This is a genomic window from Kluyvera ascorbata (assembly GCF_023195735.1).
GTDB classification, from domain to species: domain Bacteria; phylum Pseudomonadota; class Gammaproteobacteria; order Enterobacterales; family Enterobacteriaceae; genus Kluyvera; species Kluyvera ascorbata.
Window position 1 is genome coordinate 353,460 of record NZ_CP096201.1, and the last position, 20,279, is coordinate 373,738.

Consider the following 20,279-nt stretch of genomic DNA (forward strand, 5'->3'; position numbering starts at 1 on the left):
TTCATCATGAAACAAACACAACGTCATGACGCGATAATCGAGCTGGTAAAACTTCAGGGGTACGTGAGTACCGAAGAGCTGGTGGAGCATTTTTCCGTTAGCCCACAGACCATTCGTCGTGATTTGAATGACCTTGCGGATCAGAAAAAGATCCTGCGTCACCACGGTGGTGCGGCGCTGCCGTCCAGCTCGGTGAACGCCTCCTGGCATGACCGTAAGGCGACCCTGGCGTTAGAAAAAGAGCGTATTGCCCAGAAGGTGGCAAGCCAGATCCCGAACGGCTCCGCGCTGTTCATCGATATCGGCACCACGCCGGAAGCGGTGGCTCATGCGCTGCTCAATCACAGCGATCTGCGTATTGTGACCAACAACCTGAACGTGGCCAACACGCTGATGGTGAAAGAAGATTTCCGCATTATCCTGGCTGGCGGCGAGCTGCGCAGCCGGGACGGTGGGATCATCGGGGAAGCGACGCTCGACTTTATCTCTCAGTTCCGCCTGGATTTTGGCATTCTGGGGATAAGCGGTATCGACAGCGACGGTTCGCTGCTGGAGTTTGACTACCACGAGGTGCGCACCAAGCGCGCGATTATCGACAACTCCCGCCACGTGATTCTGGTCGTCGACCATTCGAAATTTGGTCGTAACGCGATGGTAAACATGGGCAGCATCAGCCTGGTGGACGCCGTCTTTACCGACGTTTTGCCACCGCCGGGCGTGATGCAGGTGATTGCGGAAAATGATGTGCAGCTAGAGCTGTGCTGAATTTTGTAGCCCGGCGTCACGACGTGACGCCGGGCTATATTTTAAGACATTTGCTGCTGGAATTTACCTTCGCTGAGATCGGCCACAATGTGGTTCATGCGGTCTTCCGTCAGGCGGTAGTAGCGGATAGAGATAGCGGTAATCAGATAGAAGATGGCCGGCAGTACCGTAAACAGGATTAATACCCCGCGGATGGCTTCCGCTGATTGTTGCTCAACCCCCGCCTGATACCCATAGAACGCCAGGCCCCAGCCGGTCAGTGCACCGCCGATGGCGACGCCCAGTTTGATAATAAAGATATTTGCTGCCACGTTCATGCCGGTAATACGACGCTGGGTTTTCCATTCACCGTAGTTATTTGCATCGGTAATCATTGACCACTGCAGCGGAGCGTTAATGCCCTGAAGAATATTAAGGACGACGTGGACGATAAACGCGGGCATCCAGTATTCTGTTGGCAGTACAAGGAACAGCAAACCAAATAACGCGCTGAGGATATTAACCCACACCGAGGCGCGGATTTTACACATCCACGAGCCAATATATTTTGCCATCAGGCTGCCAACGACGGCGGCAATAGTGGTGGCTAGCATAAAAATGGAAATAACGCTGCTGCCTTGTTGCAAAATATATTGTACGAAATAAACCAGCAGGCTACCGCGAACCACGACGCCACAGAGCATTGCCAGGTTATATACCGACAGCACGCACCACTGATCGTTTTTCATCAGAATGCGCACATCGCGCAAAATGTTCAGGTTCTCCTCTTTCACCGGCGTAATACGTTCGCGGGTGGTCATAAAGCAGATCAGGAACATGATGCAGCCGATAACGCCGAAAATCCCCATCGCCCACTGCATACCGGTCGCTCTGTCGCCGGGAGCAATCAGGTCTGCCAGCGGCAGAATCAGCGCGGTGCCCATTGCGCCGCCAATTGGCGCGACGGCAAAGCGCCAGGATTGCAGGGAGAGGTTTTCTCGTGGGTCTGCGGTAATGGCCGCGCCCAGCGAGCAGTATGGAATATTAATTGCCGTATACATAAGGGTCATAAATATATAGGCAATAACGGCGTAGACAATTTTCCCGGTTTGTTCGAAGTTTGGCGTGGAATATACCAGTACGCAGCTAACGGCAAACGGAACGCAAATAATCAGCAACCATGGGCGGAAACGGCCCCAGCGGCTTTTGGTCTGGTCAGCAATGGCGCCCATAATCGGGTCGGTAATGGCGTCCAATACCCTGACAACTAAAAATAACGTCCCCATTACCGCTGGGGGTAATCCATAGATATTCGTATAGAAATAAGCAAGAATGGCAACGGAAGAGTCGAATACGATATGGCTGGCGGCATCGCCCAGACCAAATCCAAACTTCTCTTTGTTACTGATTTTTTCGGTTAATGCCGACATAGGGTCACCTTTTATTATTACGTGCCAACATACGACACTATTTATAAAAGGTGGCCTTCAGCCTGAGTATTCTAATTTTTCACTTTGGGCTTATGTTAATTCTCTAATGTGACGCAGCTATCTCTTTGCTATTTGATGTAAGCCACGTCTTATCGGGGCTACAACGTATGTAGGCCCGATAAGCGCCGCGCCATCAGGCACAAATTACACGCCGTAGCCCATCATCTTCAGCAGGTTCTGTGCGTGCTGTACCGCGTCCTGACGGTGCGCCACGCCGAGCTTCTGATAGAGATTGCGGATATGCGTTTTGATGGTGGTTGCCGCCACATCCAGCTCGCCGGCAATCTGCTCGTTGCTGTAGCCCGAGTAGATAAGCCCCAGAACCTGCCACTCACGCTGGGTGAGCGGGCTGGTGCGGATAAGCTCCGGCACTTCCGGATGATTCAGCAGGCGTTCGACGAAGCTTTCATCGAAGTGGGCAAACTTGTGACGGTGGTGCTGGTTAATCTCACGCAGAATGCGCTGGGCGCGGTGCTGGTCGAGCTCCGGCAGCGTATTGAGCTGAATTAGCTGACGTAGCTGCTGCGCCATCGCTTCACCTTCAATCACGAAGTGACTGATAAACCCGGTGCGGTTAGCAAGCTGCAACGCTTCCAGCAGTACGCGCTGGGCTTCATTCTTGTTACCCGCCTGCCAGTGCAGCTGGTTGAGCAGCAGCAGGTTGCGGTTGAGATCGCTCATTAAGCGCAGCGCGCGCGCATTCTCGTTTAACTCTTCCAGCACCATCTCGGCGGAGTCGAACTCGCCAAGCAGGATCTGCGCACGGGCGATGTTACGCCACTGGCCCTGCAGGAAGTGGTTATTGGCAAACTCTGGCTTTGGCGTATGGCGCAGCCAGTTAGCCGCCGCTTTTTTGTCGCCAACCATCTGCCAGTAAATGACCCGTACTTTATCGGCGTTGGAGACCCAATCGCTGTGGTACGCGCCGTTACCGAGCAGGTTTTCAAGGCGGTTCAGGTGATTGCGGGCATTATCCAGGTCGCCGCGTGCCAGCGAGCACTGTACCTGTAGCGTTAGACACTGGAGCTGCTGCTGCGGCTGGAATCCGCTCAACACTTCGATACCGGTACGTGCAGCGGTTTCGGCTTCATCTAGACGCGCCCAGGCCCACAGCAGCTGTGCGCGGATGCGCAACAGGAATTCATGCATTGGCAGCTGTTCAAGATGCTGCTCGTGGATCAGCTGGAAGCCTTTTTCCTGACACTCCCAGGCGGCCTGCAGGAAGCCCTGAGCAAACAGGATTTCGCTTTGCTGGATAAGGCTCCACAGCGCGTAATGCCAGATATCATGGCGGCGCGCCATCTGTTCGGTTTGCTGCATCACGGCAATAGACTGGCTCAGCAGACCTTTGCAATGCAGCACCTCACCGTGTACCGAGGTGGCAACGATGCGGCTATAAAAGTTCGCCAGCGGCAGCTCTTCGAGCGCGACCGTAGACAGGCGTTCCGCTTCGTCCTGGTCACCGTCGTTAATCGCCACCTGGGCGCGCAGGGCGTTGAAATCGCCGTGCAGGGAGGAGTCCATTTCAAAGGTCATCTCCTGCTCGGCGCGGGCCAGCAGGGTGTTGACTTCGCTGTAGCGGTGCTGGCTCTGCATCAGCCAGGCTTGCAGCAGCACCAGGCGCGGGTTCTCCAGCAGGCTTTCCCACGGCAGAGCCGAGAGTGACTCTTCCAGTAGAGCCAGTTCGCTATGGTGGAACAGGCCCCAGGCGTGGTTGAGCAGAATATCGCGCAGCATGGTTGGGTCGCCCGCCGCCAGCGCGTGATGAATGGCCTCGCTTGGGAAGCCTTGCGCCATCCAGCTTTCCGCCGCCGCGCGGTGAATGTCCGGCAGCTCGGCGGCCAGTTCCCACTGGCAGCGTTGGCGCAGGAAACTACAAAACAGCGGGTGGTAGTTGAACCACTCGCCGGAATTATCCATGCGCTGCACAAACAGCCCCTGACGCTCAATTTCCTCCAGACGCATCTGACCATTCTCTTCACCGGTTACCCGGGCGATCAGCGAGTCGTTCATTGAACGTAGCAGCGAGCTTTTCAGCAGGAAGTTGCGGGTCTGTGGATCAACGTTATCCAGCACTTCATCCACCAGATAATCGGACAGGTGGCTGGCGTTAATGCCTGCCAGACGACGCGCGGAGTGCTGCGTGGCGTTGTTACGCTGACGTGCGGAGAGCGCAATCAGCTGAAGCGCGGTGGCCCAGCCGGCAACGTCATCGCACAGACGGCTGCTTTCTGCGGCCTCAATCGGCGCGGCTAAGCGGCAGTCGAAGAACTGTTTGGTTTCTGCATGAGTAAACGACAGCTGTTGGCTGCCAATTTCCAGCAGTTGGTCACGCACGCGAAGGTTGGCAATACCCAACTGCGGCAGGTTACGTGACAGCACCACCAGCGTCAGATTTTCTGGCTGATGACGCAGGAAAAAGCGCATCGCGTCGTGGATGACAGGGTTCGTTATCAGGTGATAGTCATCAATGACCAGGTATAGCGGTCGCTGCCATTCGCTTAATTCAATGAATAGCTGAGAGAATAGGGAGCTCAGGCTGGCGTACTGGCGCTTTTGCACCATATTTTCGCTGGCCTCGCAGTGTCCTCCAGTTGCCTGCTGGATAGCGGCAATGAGGTAACTGGCAAAACGTTCCTGCTGGTTATCGCCTTCATCGAGAGAATACCAGCCCAGGTCGCTCATCCCTGCTGCCCATTGTGAAATAAGCGTTGTCTTTCCATAGCCAGCCGGACTGGTAATCAGCGCCAGACGATAATTGTTCGCGCCGGAAAGTTTCGCCAACAGCCTGTCGCGAATCACGGTGTGATCGAGACGGACGGGTCGACTGAGTTTTGACGGAATCAACATAGCTAATCACTTCACTGTGAGGATTGGAAAACGAGATTTTTTTTGCGCTTCGTAATTAATCCATACAAAGGTCGGTCAAATGACTATGTATTGCAAGTTATGTCCTGTTTTGATGTCTTCTAATTTGCTATATGTCACAATTTTTTCTATTTAATGCCATCTTCGTAGAATGCCGCTCAGGGTGCGTAAACCTTGGCTTACATAACCTGTTGTAGTTACGAGTGAAATAATATTTGAGAAAGAACTCAAATAAATGGCGTTAAAAAAAATTCAGTTCACGTAAATTTCCGTAGAAATAATACGTATTAATTTGTTGCTTATTTAGTGACGAAATCATTTCCTTATTTACATATTTATCGCAAAACGCCATTTCATTTTATGACCCGGCCCGAAGATATCTTTGATGCGATCCGCGACACTGACCTCCTGAACAAGGATGCTCCTTGCTGTTTGAAAGTTGAGCGAAATTACCGCCAACGGCTAACGTTATAGTGGCGGCGATCACACTTTTCGCTCATCCCTGCGACTCCTCCCTGTCTAATCCTGGACGGGATGAGGAAGTCCATCATTCAGCCAGGCACACTAACGCCAATGTCTATGTAAAAGGATTCGAATTCGCTATGTCACAGCCTACTTTCAATCACGATTCATTCCAGGCTGCCCTGACGCGTCAGTGGCAGCGATTTGGCCTGCAGGCCGCCACCGAGATGACGTCCCACCAGTGGTGGCAGGCTGTGAGCGGTGCGCTGGCAGAACAGCTCTCCGCGCAGCCGGTAGCGAAACCGGAGAAAGGTCAGCGCCACGTGAACTACATCTCAATGGAGTTCCTGATTGGCCGCCTGACCGGCAACAACCTGCTTAACCTCGGCTGGTATGAAGGGGTGAGCGAGGCGCTGAAAGCCTACAACATCAACCTGACCGACCTGCTGGAAGAAGAGACTGACCCGGCGCTCGGCAACGGTGGTCTGGGCCGTCTGGCCGCCTGCTTCCTTGACTCGATGGCGACCGTGGGCCAGTCGGCGACCGGCTATGGTCTGAATTATCAATATGGCCTGTTCCGTCAGTCCTTCGACGACGGTCATCAGATGGAAGCGCCGGATGACTGGCAGCGCGGCAGCTACCCGTGGTTCCGTCATAACGCCGCGCTGGACGTGCAGGTGGGCATTGGCGGTAAAGTTGTCAAAGGGGAATGGCAGCCGGCGTTCACCATTACCGGTGAAGCCTGGGATCTGCCGGTGCTGGGTTACCGTAACGGCGTAGCGCAGCCGCTGCGTCTGTGGCAGGCCAAGCACGCGCATCCATTTAACCTGACCAAATTCAATGACGGTGATTTCCTGCGCGCTGAGCAGCAGGGTATCGACGCCGAAAAGCTGACCAAAGTGCTGTACCCGAACGACAACCACACCGCGGGTAAAAAGCTGCGCCTGATGCAGCAGTACTTCCAGTGCGCCTGCTCCGTGGCTGACATTCTGCGCCGTCACCATCTGGCGGGCCGTAAGCTGCATGAACTGGCTGATTTTGAAGTTATCCAGCTTAATGATACGCACCCAACCATCGCCATTCCTGAACTGCTGCGCGTGCTGATTGATGAGCACCAGATGAGCTGGGACGATGCGTGGGCGATTACCAGCAAAACCTTCGCCTACACCAACCACACCCTGATGCCAGAAGCGCTGGAGTGCTGGGATGAGAAACTGGTGAAAGCGCTGCTGCCGCGTCACATGCAGATTATCAAAGAAATTAACGACCGCTTTAAGAAGCTGGTTGATGCCACCTGGCCGGGCGATGAAGCCGTCTGGGCGAAACTTGCCGTGGTGCACAACAAGCAGGTGCGCATGGCGAACATGTGCGTGGTGAGCGGTTTTGCGGTTAACGGTGTCGCAGCACTGCACTCTGACCTGGTAGTGAAAGACCTGTTCCCGGAATATCACCAGCTTTGGCCGAACCGTTTCCACAACGTGACCAACGGCATCACGCCGCGTCGCTGGATCAAACAGTGCAACCCGGCGCTTGCCGCGCTGCTGGATAAATCGCTGAAAAAAGAGTGGGCGAACGATCTCGATCAGCTGATCAATCTGGAAAAATATGCGGACGATGCGAAGTTCCGTAAGCAGTACCGCGACATCAAGCTGGCGAACAAAGAGCGCCTGGTGAAGTTTGTTAAGGCACGCACCGGCATTGAGATTTCCAGCAACGCGATTTTTGATATTCAAATCAAACGCCTGCACGAGTACAAACGTCAGCATCTGAACCTGCTGCACATTCTGGCGCTGTACAAAGAAATCCGTGAAAACCCAGAGGCCGACCGCGTACCGCGCGTGTTCCTGTTCGGGGCGAAGGCGGCACCGGGCTACTATCTGGCGAAGAACATTATCTTTGCTATCAACAAAGTGGCCGAAGCCGTCAACAACGACCCGAAAGTGGGCGATAAGCTGAAAGTGGTCTTCCTGCCGGATTACTGTGTATCCGCGGCGGAGATGCTGATTCCGGCGGCGGATGTCTCTGAGCAGATCTCCACGGCGGGTAAAGAAGCTTCCGGTACCGGCAACATGAAGCTGGCGCTCAACGGCGCGCTGACCGTCGGTACGCTGGACGGTGCGAACGTGGAAATCGCCGAGCAGGTCGGTTCTGAGAACATTTTTATCTTCGGCCATACCGTCGAGCAGGTGAAAGAACTTAAAGCCAAAGGCTACGATCCGCTGAAATGGCGTAAAGCCGACAAGCTGCTGGACGCGGTGCTCAAAGAGCTGGAAAGCGGCAAATACAGCGACGGCGACAAACACGCTTTCGACCAGATGCTGCACAGCATTGGCAAGCAGGGCGGTGACCCGTACCTGGTGATGGCGGACTTTGCGGCTTATGTTGAAGCGCAGAAGCAGGTTGATGTGCTCTACCGCGATCAGGACGCGTGGACCCGTGCGGCAATCCTGAACACCGCTCGCTGTGGCATGTTCAGCTCTGACCGTTCTATCCGCGATTATCAGAAACGCATCTGGCAGGCAAAACGCTAAGGACAGGCCATGGAGAGCAAACGCCTCGATAATGCCGCGCTAGCGGCGGGTATTAGCCCAAATTACATCAATGCCCACGGCAAGCCGCAGTCTATTGGTGCCGACACCAAACGGCGTTTGCTTGACGCAATGCATCATACCGCCGCCACGGACGTGGCGGCCACGCCGATACCCAACGTGATGGTCTGGACGTATGGTAAGAAGATGACGCTGGCGGTGGAGGGGAAGGGCGAGTTTAGCTGGATCCTCACCACCGAAGAGGGCAAGCAGTATCATGGTCAGGCGGCGGGCGGTAAAACGCTCAGCCTGCCGACCCGGCTGCCGGAAGGGTATCACTCGTTAACCCTGACCCAGGGCGATCAGCGCTGGCACTGCCGGGCGATTATTGCTCCCGAACGTTGTTATGAACCGCAGCCGCTGAAAGAGGCGAAAAAGCTGTGGGGTGCCTGCGTGCAGCTCTACACCCTGCGTTCGGATAAAAACTGGGGTATCGGCGACTTCGGCGACCTGAAGGCGATGCTGCCGGAAGTGGCGAAGCGCGGCGGGTCGTTTATCGGCCTCAACCCGATTCATGCGCTCTACCCGGCCAATCCGGAAAGCGCCAGCCCGTATAGCCCATCTTCGCGCCGCTGGATGAACGTTATCTATATCGACGTGAACGCCGTGGAAGACTTTGCGCTGAGCGACGAGGCGCAGGCATGGTGGAAGCTGCCGGCAACTCAGAAGAAGTTGAAAGCGGCACGCGACGTGGAGCAGGTGGATTACACCGCGGTGACCGAACTGAAAATGACGGCGCTGCGTATGGCGTGGAAACGCTTTGCCAAACGCAACGATGAGCAGATGGCGACCTTCCGTTACTTTGTCGATAAAGAAGGGGAGAGTCTTTACTGGCAGGCGGCGTATGACGCGCTGCACGCCCATCAGGTGAAAGAAGATAAGCTGCGCTGGGGCTGGCCTGCCTGGCCGAAGGCATATCAGAATATTGAAAGCTCGGACGTGCAGTCGTTCTGTAAGAAGCATGCCGATGACATAGATTTCTACCTGTGGCTGCAATGGCTGGCGTATACCCAGTTTGCCGACTGCTGGGAGACCAGCCAGAGCGATGCCATGCCGATTGGCCTCTACCGCGACCTGGCGGTGGGTGTGGCCGAAGGCGGCGCGGAAACCTGGTGCGACCGCGAGCTGTACTGCCTGAAAGCCTCCGTCGGCGCGCCGCCGGATATCCTCGGCCCGCTGGGGCAAAACTGGGGCCTGCCGCCGATGGATCCGCATATCATCGCCGCGCGTGCCTATGAGCCGTTTATCGAACTGCTGCGTGCCAACATGAAGAACTGCGGCGCGCTGCGTATTGACCACGTGATGTCGGTGCTGCGTTTGTGGTGGATCCCGTATGGTGAAACCGCCGATCACGGCGCTTACGTGCAATATCCGGTGGATGCGCTGCTGTCGATTCTGGCGCTGGAGAGTAAACGTCATCGCTGTATGGTGATTGGCGAAGACCTTGGCACCGTACCGGTGGAGATTGTCGGTAAGCTGCGCAAAAGCGGCGTTTACTCGTACAAAGTGCTCTACTTTGAAAATGATAGTGAGAAGAACTTCCGCGCGCCGAAAGCCTATCCGGAGCAGTCGATGGCCGTGGCAACCACCCACGACCTGCCGACGCTGCGCGGTTATTGGGAAGGTGACGACCTGGCCCTCGGAAATACATTAGGGCTTTATCCTGATGCGGACGTGCTGCTTGGGCTTTATCAGGATCGCGCCCGGGCGAAGCAGGGCCTGCTAGATGCATTGCACAAGTACGGCACGCTGCCGAAACGTGCGGGGCATAAGGCGTCATTGATGTCGATGACGGCAACGCTGAGTCGCGGAATGCAACGCTATATCGCCGACAGCAACAGCGCGCTGCTTGGGCTTCAGCCGGAAGACTGGCTGCAGATGTCCAGCCCGGTCAACATCCCTGGTACCAGCTCTGAATATCCGAACTGGCGACGCAAGCTCTCCACTTCGCTGGAGGCGATGTTTGCCGATGACGGGGTGAACAAGCTGATTAAGGATTTGGACAAGCGGCGGAAAGCGGCGAGTAAGAAGAAGTAAAAAGAAAAACGCCGGGGATTTCCCCGGCGTTTTTGTATCTGTTGTTTCTGAACCTCCCCGGAGTCGGTGCTATTGCACCTCGTCCGGGCTATGACCGTAACGGTAGCCCGGACGAGCGGAGCGACGGCGGGAATGCAGCGTTACACCACCATCCCCAGCAGCAGACAACCTACCAGACCGCAAACCGAGATAATGGTTTCCAGCATCGACCAGGACTTGATGGTCTCGCCGATAGTCAGGTTGAAGTACTCCTTGAACAGCCAGAAGCCTGGATCGTTCACGTGGGAGAAGATAACGGAGCCGGAACCGACGGCGATAACCATCAGCTCAGGGCTAACCCCGGTGGTGGCAATCAGCGGCGCGGCGATACCGCCAGCGGTAATAGCGGCAACGGTGGCAGAACCCAGCGCAATACGCAGCACGGCGGCGATAGACCAGGCCATAAACAGCGGAGAAACGTTGGACTCGTGCATGATAGACGCGATGTACTTATCAACACCGGAGTCGACCAGTACCTGCTTGAAGGCACCGCCACCACTGATGATCAGCAGCATCATGGCGATAATTTTAATGGAGGAGATCAGCGTATCGTTGATGTCATCCATAGAACGGCCACGGTTCAGGCCGAAGGTGAAGATAGCAATCAGCACTGCAATCAGAGTTGCCATCACCGGGTCGCCGAAGAACTCAGCGGCAGGCAGCAGGGCGTGGCCCTTTGGCAGCACCATTTCAGCGATAGCGCGCAGCGCCATCAGGATGACCGGCACCAGAGAGGTCCAGACGCTCACGCCGAAGGACGGCATCTCTGCATCGGTGAAGGTTTTCGGGTTGTGCAGACCTTCCGGGATCGGCTTGTCGATGCTTTTCAGGCAGCGCGCATAAACCGGGCCCGCCAGGATCACGGTTGGGATGGCCAGCAGCGTACCGTACAGCAGGGTTTTACCCATATCCGCGTGGAAGATGGTGGCGATAGCCGTAGGGCCCGGGTGCGGCGGCAGGAAGCCGTGGGTCACGGAGAGCGCCGCGGCCATTGGCACACCAACGTACAGCAGCGGAATACGTGCGTTAGCGGCGATGGTGAATACCAGCGGCAGCAGCAGCACGAAGCCCACTTCATAGAACAGCGCGAAGCCGACGGTGAAGCCGGTCAGGACGACGGCCCACTGAATGTGCTTACGACCAAATTTGTCGATAAGGGTGGTGGCGATACGCTGTGCGCCGCCGCAGTCTGCCAGCATCTTACCGAGCATGGCGCCGAAGCCCATAATCAGCGCCAGGCTGCCGAGGGTGCCGCCGACGCCGTTTTTAATGGAGACGATAACTTTGTCCAGGGGCATGCCCTGCATTAGCCCGACGGCCAGAGCCACCAGAACCAGAGCGATAAACCCGTTCATTTTGAAACGGATCATCAGCAGTAATAAGAGGATAACCCCGATAGCTACGATGATTAATGGCATAATTTATCCAGCCTTTAATTTGTTATGGGTAACGTCACTGTTGTTGCGACAACGTCCAATTGCCCCTACAGAGGGAATAGGTACTGACTTCTCCACGCCACCTTGATGTTGTATGACTCAGCAAAGAATAGCTGGCTATTTATTTAACGCGGTGGTGTGTGTTGCGATGATACGGGTAACATGTGGAGGTTGAGAATAACCCTGGGCATGGAAATGTGAAATCTGCGACGGTAGTCAAATTATTGGTAGGGTTATTGCAGTGCGTCGAGCGGGAATTTGGGAGGAATGTTGCGCGGTAACATGATGTCGTGGGGAGAAGTACATCCCCGTGGTCGGCGTAAACGCCTCGTCCGGGCTACAAACATAGGTAGCCCGGCCAAGCGAAGCGCCGCCGGGGATGAGCGCGGAGCGAACTTAGTAGTAAGAGTGCTCGCCGCGCTGGTGCTCGGTCAGATCGCGCACGCCTTTCAGTTCCGGGAATTCAGCCAGCAGCTGCTTTTCGATACCGTCTTTCAGGGTGACATCAATCATTGAACAACCGTTACAGCCGCCGCCAAATTGCAGGATGGCGTAGCCGTCGTCAGTGATTTCCATCAGCGACACGCGACCACCGTGGCCAGCCAGCTGAGGGTTCACCTGCGACTGCAGCATGTATTCAACGCGCTCCATCAGCGGTGCATCGTCGGACACTTTACGCATTTTCGCGTTTGGCGCTTTCAGGGTCAGCTGAGAACCCAGCTGATCGGTGACGAAATCAATTTCCGCATCTTCGAGATACGGAGCGCTCAGCTCGTCGACATAGGCGGTGAGCTGTTCAAATTTCAGGGCAGTATCACTTGCTTCCACCGCATCCGGCGGGCAATAAGAAACGCCGCATTCTGCGTTAGGCGTACCAGGGTTAATCACAAATACACGGATCTGTGTCCCTTCTTCCTGATTTTGCAGAAGTTTGGCAAAGTGCGCTTGCGCAGTATCGGAAATACGGATCATAGCTTTGACCTAATAGTTGACTACTTTAGTTGGTTATAATACGCCCATAGATGGGGGTCTACAAGGTGCGACACAGACACCATACCTGAACGCTCGCCGCGCCATTTCGCAAAAGAAGCCGGGAAATCTCGGCAACGGTGCTGCCCGTGGTGACGACATCATCCACAACAACCATATGGCGACCCTGAACCGGTAATTCAAGCTGGAACGCATTTTTCAGGTTCTTCTTGCGCAGCCGCGCGCTGAGCTGATGCTGCGTCGCCGTTGGGCGGGTACGGGTAAGCGCGCGCGAGTTGAACTCACAGGGCAGCCATTTTGCCAGCGCCTGGCAGAGCAGCTCGCTCTGGTTATACCCCCGACGCCAGTGACGGCGTTGCCACAGCGGCACGCTGATAAGCTGTTGCGGCATAGGTCGCGTGGCGTTTTGCCGCACGGCCAGCAGCAGTAGGCGCGCCAGTGCAGGAGCCAGCTCTGCCTGACCGCTAAACTTGAAGTGATGAATCAAGGTACTGAGCGGCGGTTGATAGTCGTTAATCGCGACCAGCCGTTGCCAGGGCGGCGGTTTTTGCAAGCAGCGCCCGCAGGGGACGTTTCTGTCGGCTGAAGGTAACCCGCACTGTGGACAAAGACAAATGCGGAGAGTGACCGCGCCGGTGCAGCGCGAGCAGATACCCCACGCCGGTAGCGCCAGCGGCATTTTGCATAGCCAGCACGAGCCGTGGACTGTTAGCATAATCGCCTCCTGAACTGATAAAACGAGAACAATAGCTGATGAACGACATCTGGTGGCAAACCACGGGCGAAGGAAATTGTCATCTTGTGCTGCTGCACGGATGGGGGCTGAATGCCCAGGTCTGGGATTGCATCACGCCGGAATTAGGCGCGCATTTTACGCTGCATCTGGTGGACCTACCGGGCTATGGTCGCAGCGGCGGATTTGGTGCACTTTCGCTGGAAGAGATGGCCGATCGCGTGCTGGAAAAAGCGCCAGCAAAGGCTATCTGGCTTGGCTGGAGCCTGGGAGGACTGGTGGCAAGCGAAGTGGCATTACGCCACCCGGAACGCGTTGAGGCGCTGGTCACCGTCGCATCGTCACCATGTTTTAGCGCGCATGAAGAGTGGCCGGGCATTAAGCCTGAGGTGCTCGGCGGGTTCCAGCAACAGCTTAGCGAAGACTTCCAGCGCACCGTAGAGCGTTTCCTGGCGCTGCAAACGCTGGGCACTGAAAGCGCCCGTCAGGATGCCCGTGCGCTGAAGCAGACGGTGCTATCCCTGCCGATGCCCTCTTCCGAGGTACTGAACGGCGGGCTGGAGATCCTTAAAACCGCTGACCTGCGCCAGCCGCTCGCCGCGCTGACGGTACCGTTCCTGCGTCTATACGGTCGGCTTGATGGATTGGTTCCAAGAAAAATTGTACCGCTGCTGGATGCCCAGTGGCCGCAGAGCGAATCGCTGGTGTTTGATAAGGCGGCTCATGCGCCGTTTATTTCGCATCCGCAGGCATTCTGCGAACCGTTGCTGGCGCTCAAACAACGCTTACGGAATAATTTTTAGCCTGACGTGGTAAATGGCAAATTTGTAGCAATACTTAACTTGTTACGGTGGCTGGCTATTTCGGCGGGCCACTGTCACCTACGAAAATAACTGAATGGAGTGTAGGCCTATGAAACTTGTTACAGGTATTGTTGCATCTCTGGTTATCGGTTCGCTTTCATTTGGCGCATTTGCGGCCAAGGAAATCACTAAAGAAGACGTTGCTAAGATGAATCTGACCAAAATCGGTAACATCACTACGTCAAACACGACCTCGCCAATGGATGCTAAACACGATCTGTCTAAAAAGGCGGATGAGCTGGGCGGCAAGTACTATGTGATCATTGCGGGTGAGAAGAACGAGAAAACCGTTCACGGTAATGCGGACGTCTATAAGTAAGTCGGTCGAACATGTTATTCCCGGCGTTTGTTCACGCCGGGAATACGTTTTAGCGTAGCGCCCACCACTGACGTAAGCAGGCTTTTCCTTCCGGGCAGCTTTTACAACTGCCGGTCAGACATCCATCAGGTTCTTCGTCAATTTTCATGACTTTCCCCATGGCTTCCAGGCGACTCAGCATGGCATCGATCAGCGGCTGCGGCGTATGCAGTTGGGCGCTGAGCTGTGAAGCTTCCATGCGTCCCTGCAATGCCAGCATATCGCGTACTTCAATCAATGATGCCATGTTGACTCCTAGTGACAATCGCCTGCCGGGCTAGAGCAGCAGGATGTCGGGGTTTTGCTTGTCGCCAGCAGGGAAACATCCACCCGGCTACGGGCACGGCGCAGCAGACCAATCACCACCACGTTGAACAGAATCACCGCCAGGATGCACACCAGGCTGTAGCGTGGGTGCTGGCTGAAGCTCACCGCCTGGTAGTACAGAGTAGACAGTGAGTAGGCGATGTTCAGACCCCACAGAATGGAGAAGGTCATCCAGCCGCGGCTCGACTCACGGGCAATCGCCCCCATCACCGAGATGCACGGAACATAGAGCAGAACGAAAATCAGGTAGCTGTAGGCTGCTGCCGCGCTGCCGAATTTACTGCTCATCACGCCCATGGCACCGGTTTCCATATTACCGTCGCCTTTACTGGCTTCGATTGGGTTAGCCAGTACGCTCAGACTAAAGGTGCCTTTCAGCCCTTGCCAGGTTTCATCCGCTGCGGCGAGCAGCTCTTCACCGAGGCTGAATTCCTGTGGATTAAACTCTTCGTTCTGAATGTTTTCGGCGGTGTAGAGGGTGTTCAGCGTACCGACCACCACTTCTTTCGCCATCGCACCGGTAAACAGACCCACGGTGGCCTGCCAGTTATCATCATGCACGCCAATCGGTTTAAACACCGGGGTGATCGCGCGGCTGACGGAGGCCAGTGCGGAATCGTTGATGTTGTCGACGATTTTGCCGCTGAACGAGAAGCTGTTCAGCGCGCTCAGGAAGATACTGACGATAACGATAACTTTACCGGCGCGCAGTACGAAGCCTTTCAGGCGCTGCCAGGTCTGGATAATCAGGCTCTTAATGTGCGGTACGTGGTACACCGGCAGTTCCATCACGAACGGCGACGCTTCACCGCGCATGATGGTGTATTTGAGCATCAGGCCGGTCAGGATGGCGATAACAATACCCAGCACGTACAGGGAGAAGACCACCAGCGCTCCGCCCTGGCCAAAGAAGGCGGCGGCGAAGACGGCGAAGATAGCCAGACGCGCGCCACAGGACATAAACGGCGCCATCATGATGGTCATCAGACGTTCACGCGGGGCATCGAGGGTACGTGCGCCCATGACCGATGGTACGTTACAGCCGAAGCCGACGATCAGCGGTACGAATGATTTACCCGGCAGACCCAGAGACTGCATCAGACGGTCCATGACGAATGCGGCGCGCGCCATGTACCCGGAGTCCTCAAGGAAGGAGAGGAACAGGTACATCATGCCGATCTGCGGCACGAGCGGCAGCACGGTGTTGATACCGCCACCGATACCCTGCGCCAGGAAGACCGTCAGCCAGTCCGGGAAATGCATCTGGTAGCCAATCCATTGAATACCGTGGATAAAGATGGCAACGGAGCCGCCGTCGAAGATTGGCTGCAACGCACCGCCGATGTTAATCGCCAGCAAGAACATCAGGTACATCACGAACAGGAAAATCGGCAAGCCCAGCACGCGGTTGAGGACGATTCTATCCATCGCGGCGGTGAAGCGGCTTGGCTCGGCGGTCAGGGTGTTGCTGACGGCATCGCAAATCGCGGCAATGCTCTGGTAGCGCGCGTCGGCGATGTGCAGTGCGGGGTCGTCCATCTCTTCGCTAAGATGCGCCAGGGAAACGTCCAGCTTGTGTGCGGCATCACCGGCGTAGGCGCTGCTATAGATGTCACCTTCGAGCATCTGCATACCCAGCCAGTGGCGCTGACGTTCAGGGATTTCCTGCGACATCTCTTTTGCCAGGTTATCGGCTTCGCGCAGCAGCGGCTGCGGGTAATGCACCAGTTCAACCTGTTGGTTGCCCTGATGGCGGTCAATGGCCATTTTCAGCGCTTCAATTCCGCGAGCGCGGGTGGAAACCAGCGGTACAACCGGGCAGCCGAGGCGGGCAGAGAGCGCATCCACGTCGATGCGGATTTGCTGTTTCTCGGCAATGTCGAGCATGTTCAGCGCCACCACGCACGGAATGCCCAGTTCGAGGAGTTGCAGCGTCAGGTAAAGGTTACGCTCGAGGTTGGAGGCATCGACCACGTTAATCAGCAGGTCGGCGTCGCCGCTCAGAATGTAGTGACAGGCAATTTGCTCATCCAGCGAGGTTTGCGACGAAATGGTGGTCAGCGAGTAGGTGCCCGGCAGGTCGACAAGGGTGACCTGATGATCGGTGGTGGAGAATGCACCTTCTTTACGCTCAACCGTTACCCCGGCCCAGTTGCCCACGCGCTGGCGCGCGCCGGTGAGCTGGTTAAATAAGGTTGTCTTGCCGGAATTAGGATTACCAATTAAACCGATGGTTAATTTTTTCATTTTTCAGACTCTTAGTGCCGGGCTGAAGTTATTACGCGATGGATTCTAATTCTATTAGCGCGAGATCTTTTTTACGTAGCACCAGGCTGACGCGGCGAGTTTCAATATGAATAGGATCGCCGAGTGGTGCAACGCGAACCACATTAAAGGACGATCCCGGCAGCATACCCAGTGACAGCAGTTTCTGACGATAGGCTGGGCTAATTTCGCGGGAGAAACCGACAATCTTCCACGCAGTATCAGGTGTAAATTGCATAGAACCTACTTGTATATCGCTAGCTGAACGAGAGGGAACCCGCGTGCTGCCTGGCGGCAGTCGGGGCATCGTCACAGAATAAAAGAATAAAGCTTACTGAATATGATGATAATGAGAATGGTTTTTATCATCAATACATATTATGCGATCGGTGGGAATTTCGAACGGAATTTGCACTTTTTTTGATATGACGCAAGCAACGCATTGTAGCTGTGAATGAATTAAATATTATTTTCTTCGCTTAATGTTTAATTAAGGTTTCATTGGTTAATAAAATAAAACGTGATGAGGCTTATTATTAAAAGCTGAACGGAAGATAATAATGGCTGAGATATGCCAAATAAGCGGCAGACCGGTCGAGGCGTTTTAACGCCGACGTCGGGGAGGCTCTGGAGCGGTTCCCGGCGTCGCTGTGCTCGGCCGGGCTACTGGTTTCGATTAGCGTGTTTTGCCCATGGCGGCTGCCAGCGCATCCATCATCGCGCTGTTGCCCGCAGGCTGCGCTTCGCGTCCGCGAGGTTTTGCCGCTTTCGCTGCCGGGCGGTTGTTGCTCTGGCTGCGATCGTTACCGCCACCGCGACGGGCGTTGGTTTCACCCGGCTGCTCGTCAAGGCGCATGGTCAGCGCAATGCGTTTACGCTGCAGATCCACTTCCAGCACCTTCACTTTGACGATATCGCCCGCTTTCACCACGGTGTGTGGGTCTTCGACAAACTTATCTGCCAGCGAAGAGATGTGGACCAGGCCATCCTGATGCACGCCAATATCCACGAACGCACCAAAGTTGGTGACGTTGGTAACGGCGCCTTCGAGGATCATTCCCGGAAGCAGGTCGTTCATGGTTTCTACACCATCGGCAAACTTCGCGGTTTTGAACTCAGGACGCGGATCGCGGCCCGGTTTTTCCAGCTCTTTGATGATGTCGGTAACGGTTGGCACACCGAAACGCTCGTCGGTGAATTCAGAGGCTTTCAGATTTCTGAGCTCACTGCTGTTGCCCATTAAATCCTTCAGCGCCTGCTGCGTGGCGGCCAGAATACGCTCGACCACCGGATAGGCTTCCGGGTGAACGGTTGAGGCATCCAGCGGGTTGTCGCCGTGGTTAATGCGCAGGAAGCCAGCGCACTGCTCAAACGCTTTTGGCCCCAGACGACTCACCTTCAGCAACTGCTGGCGATTCTGGAACTGACCGTTCTCGTCGCGCCAGGCGACGATGTTCTGCGCCATCATGCGCGTCAGGCCCGCTACGCGGGTCAGCAGCGGCACGGAGGCGGTGTTCAGGTCTACGCCGACGGCGTTTACGCAGTCTTCTACGACTGCATCAAGCTTACGCGCCAGCTGAGTCTGGCTAACGTCATGCTGATATTGGCCGACCCCGATGGATTTCGGGTCGATTTTCACCAGCTCTGCCAGCGGATCTTGTAAACGACGGGCGATAGACACCGCGCCGCGCAGGGAAACGTCTAGGTCCGGGAACTCCAGCGCCGCCAGTTCAGAGGCAGAGTAGACGGATGCGCCAGCTTCGCTGACGATCACCTTCTGGGCGGTGACTTTCGGGAACTGCTGCTGTACGTCGAGGAAGAAGCGTTCGGTTTCGCGAGATGCTGTCCCGTTACCGATAGCCACCAGTTCTACGTTGTGCTTTTCGCACAGTGCGGCGACGACAACCGCGGCTTTCGCCGCCTGACCGGTATGCGGATAAATGGTGTCGGTGGCGACCAGCTTGCCGGTACCGTCAACTACTGCCACTTTGACGCCGGTACGCAGGCCCGGGTCAAGGCCCATGGTGGCACGCAGGCCAGCCGGTGCAGCCATCAGCAGGTCGTGCAGGTTGCGGGCGAAGACGTTAATTGCCTCATCTTCCGCACGTTCGCGCACGGTGCCCATCAGTTCGGTTTCGAGGTGCATCAGCACCTTGATGCGCCAGGTCCAGCTCACCACGCCTTTACGCCAGCTGTCCGCCGGCGCGTTGTTCAGGCGCAGGCCGAGGTGGTCGATAATAATCTGTTCGCAGTAGCTCTCTTTCGGCGGCTCGTCGAACTGCGGGTCGGCGTTGAGAGAAAGTTGCAGCACGCCTTCATTACGCCCGCGGAACATCGCCAGCGCGCGGTGGGAAGGGGTGGTGGAAATAGGTTCGTGGTGGTCGAAGTAGTCGCGGAACTTAGCGCCTTCCTCTTCTTTACCGCTGACCACTTTGGCAACCAGATGGGCGTTCTTCCATAGGTAGTCACGCACTTTCGCCAGCAGGCCTGCATCTTCCGCGAAGCGCTCCATCAGGATATAGCGTGCGCCATCAAGGGCCGCTTTGGTGTCCGCAACGCCCTTATCGGCATCGATAAATTTAGCGGCTTCGGTTTCCGGATCGTGGGACGGCTCGCTCCACAGCAGGTCGGCCAGCGGCTCAAGGCCCGCTTCAATGGCAATCTGCCCGCGGGTGCGGCGCTTTTGTTTGTAAGGTAAGTAGAGGTCTTCCAGCTCGGTTTTGTTGAGCGTGCCGTTGATGGCTTTTTCCAGCGCCTCGGTCAGCTTACCTTGCTCACCGATGGATTTCAGAATGGCCTGACGGCGGTCTTCCAGCTCACGCAGATACCCGAGGCGGGTTTCCAGATTACGCAGCTGCGTATCATCCAGTCCGCCGGTGATTTCCTTACGATAACGTGCAATAAACGGCACGGTGTTCCCTTCATCAAGCAGGCGAACGGCGGCTTCCACCTGTTCGGCTCTGGCCTGAAGTTCACCCGCAATAATGCGGCAGAGCGAATCATTCATCATGGCTTGGTTTCACTGTTAGGTCATAAAATCAGGGGACAGTTATACGGATTGACTGGCAAAAATGCCAGT

General features: G+C 55.8%; 14 protein-coding genes. 5 read left to right on the forward strand and 9 right to left on the reverse strand.

Translation table 11 applies throughout. From position 1 onward, the window contains the following. The first annotated feature begins 6 nt into the window (after positions 1-6). The gene (locus MY052_RS01605) at positions 7-765 is read left to right on the forward strand and encodes a DeoR/GlpR family transcriptional regulator (RefSeq protein WP_035892137.1); all 759 of its coding nucleotides are present in this window, start codon (positions 7-9) and stop codon (positions 763-765) included. 41 nt (positions 766-806) lie between these two features. Here the strand turns inward: MY052_RS01605 and MY052_RS01610 are convergent, their stop codons facing one another. Beyond that, positions 807-2,174: a glycoside-pentoside-hexuronide (GPH):cation symporter gene (locus MY052_RS01610; protein ID WP_035892136.1), complete on the reverse strand. Its 1,368-nt coding sequence runs from the start codon at positions 2,172-2,174 to the stop codon at positions 807-809. A 204-nt stretch (positions 2,175-2,378) separates the two neighbouring features. Next, complete coding sequence (malT, locus tag MY052_RS01615) at positions 2,379-5,084, reverse strand: HTH-type transcriptional regulator MalT (RefSeq protein WP_202217053.1); 2,706 nt, start codon at positions 5,082-5,084, stop codon at positions 2,379-2,381. A gap of 620 nt (positions 5,085-5,704) precedes the next feature. On the opposite strand from malT, the gene malP reads away from it, so the two are divergent. Together malP and malQ are read left to right on the forward strand one after the other, a co-directional pair. Continuing rightward, entirely contained in the window at positions 5,705-8,095 is a 2,391-nt protein-coding gene (gene malP / locus MY052_RS01620; RefSeq protein WP_202217054.1) for a maltodextrin phosphorylase, read from the forward strand. Between the two features lie 9 nt (positions 8,096-8,104). After that, positions 8,105-10,189, forward strand: a complete 2,085-nt coding sequence (gene malQ / locus MY052_RS01625; protein WP_248538113.1) for a 4-alpha-glucanotransferase — start codon at positions 8,105-8,107, stop codon at positions 10,187-10,189. Positions 10,190-10,329: 140 nt separating this feature from the next. Here the strand turns inward: malQ and gntT are convergent, their stop codons facing one another. The 3 genes from gntT to gntX form a co-directional block, all read right to left on the reverse strand. Then, the gene (gntT, locus tag MY052_RS01630) at positions 10,330-11,646 is read right to left on the reverse strand and encodes a gluconate transporter (RefSeq protein ID WP_248538114.1); all 1,317 of its coding nucleotides are present in this window, start codon (positions 11,644-11,646) and stop codon (positions 10,330-10,332) included. A 414-nt stretch (positions 11,647-12,060) separates the two neighbouring features. Further along, positions 12,061-12,636 carry a Fe-S biogenesis protein NfuA gene (nfuA, locus tag MY052_RS01635; RefSeq protein ID WP_035892128.1) on the reverse strand — a complete coding sequence of 192 codons (576 nt, stop codon included), beginning with the start codon at positions 12,634-12,636 and terminating at the stop codon, positions 12,061-12,063. 58 nt (positions 12,637-12,694) lie between these two features. Then, positions 12,695-13,369 (reverse strand): DNA utilization protein GntX, encoded by a 675-nt coding sequence (gene gntX / locus MY052_RS01640; RefSeq protein ID WP_248538115.1) that lies wholly within the window; start codon positions 13,367-13,369, stop codon positions 12,695-12,697. Positions 13,370-13,407: 38 nt separating this feature from the next. Between gntX and bioH the strand changes: the two genes are divergently transcribed. After that, entirely contained in the window at positions 13,408-14,190 is a 783-nt protein-coding gene (gene bioH / locus MY052_RS01645; RefSeq protein WP_248538116.1) for a pimeloyl-ACP methyl ester esterase BioH, read from the forward strand. 109 nt (positions 14,191-14,299) lie between these two features. Continuing rightward, positions 14,300-14,569: a YdgH/BhsA/McbA-like domain containing protein gene (locus tag MY052_RS01650; protein ID WP_035892124.1), complete on the forward strand. Its 270-nt coding sequence runs from the start codon at positions 14,300-14,302 to the stop codon at positions 14,567-14,569. A gap of 49 nt (positions 14,570-14,618) precedes the next feature. Here MY052_RS01650 and feoC read toward each other — a convergent pair whose 3' ends face one another. The 4 genes from feoC to MY052_RS01670 form a co-directional block, all read right to left on the reverse strand. After that, positions 14,619-14,855 (reverse strand): [Fe-S]-dependent transcriptional repressor FeoC, encoded by a 237-nt coding sequence (gene feoC, locus MY052_RS01655; protein ID WP_035892123.1) that lies wholly within the window; start codon positions 14,853-14,855, stop codon positions 14,619-14,621. Between the two features lie 8 nt (positions 14,856-14,863). After that, entirely contained in the window at positions 14,864-17,182 is a 2,319-nt protein-coding gene (gene feoB, locus MY052_RS01660) for a Fe(2+) transporter permease subunit FeoB (RefSeq protein ID WP_248538117.1), read from the reverse strand. Between the two features lie 31 nt (positions 17,183-17,213). Next, a complete protein-coding gene (gene feoA, locus MY052_RS01665) occupies positions 17,214-17,438 on the reverse strand; it encodes a ferrous iron transporter A (RefSeq protein ID WP_035892120.1) in 225 nt (74 codons plus the stop codon). A 438-nt stretch (positions 17,439-17,876) separates the two neighbouring features. Next, on the reverse strand, positions 17,877-20,210 hold the full coding sequence (locus MY052_RS01670; RefSeq protein ID WP_248538118.1) for a Tex family protein: 2,334 nt from the start codon (positions 20,208-20,210) through the stop codon (positions 17,877-17,879). Between the last annotated feature and the right edge of the window lie 69 nt (positions 20,211-20,279).

Coding starts and splice junctions, on each gene's coding strand:
- malQ (WP_248538113.1), top strand. CDS start 8,105: ATGGAGAGCAAACGCCTCGATAATGCCGCGCTAGCGGCGGGTATTAGC.
- gntX (WP_248538115.1), bottom strand. CDS start 13,369: ATGCTAACAGTCCACGGCTCGTGCTGGCTATGCAAAATGCCGCTGGCG.
- malT (WP_202217053.1), bottom strand. CDS start 5,084: ATGTTGATTCCGTCAAAACTCAGTCGACCCGTCCGTCTCGATCACACC.
- feoB (WP_248538117.1), bottom strand. CDS start 17,182: ATGAAAAAATTAACCATCGGTTTAATTGGTAATCCTAATTCCGGCAAG.
- bioH (WP_248538116.1), top strand. CDS start 13,408: ATGAACGACATCTGGTGGCAAACCACGGGCGAAGGAAATTGTCATCTT.
- MY052_RS01650 (WP_035892124.1), top strand. CDS start 14,300: ATGAAACTTGTTACAGGTATTGTTGCATCTCTGGTTATCGGTTCGCTT.
- nfuA (WP_035892128.1), bottom strand. CDS start 12,636: ATGATCCGTATTTCCGATACTGCGCAAGCGCACTTTGCCAAACTTCTG.
- MY052_RS01605 (WP_035892137.1), top strand. CDS start 7: ATGAAACAAACACAACGTCATGACGCGATAATCGAGCTGGTAAAACTT.
- gntT (WP_248538114.1), bottom strand. CDS start 11,646: ATGCCATTAATCATCGTAGCTATCGGGGTTATCCTCTTATTACTGCTG.
- feoA (WP_035892120.1), bottom strand. CDS start 17,438: ATGCAATTTACACCTGATACTGCGTGGAAGATTGTCGGTTTCTCCCGC.
- MY052_RS01610 (WP_035892136.1), bottom strand. CDS start 2,174: ATGTCGGCATTAACCGAAAAAATCAGTAACAAAGAGAAGTTTGGATTT.
- MY052_RS01670 (WP_248538118.1), bottom strand. CDS start 20,210: ATGATGAATGATTCGCTCTGCCGCATTATTGCGGGTGAACTTCAGGCC.
- malP (WP_202217054.1), top strand. CDS start 5,705: ATGTCACAGCCTACTTTCAATCACGATTCATTCCAGGCTGCCCTGACG.
- feoC (WP_035892123.1), bottom strand. CDS start 14,855: ATGGCATCATTGATTGAAGTACGCGATATGCTGGCATTGCAGGGACGC.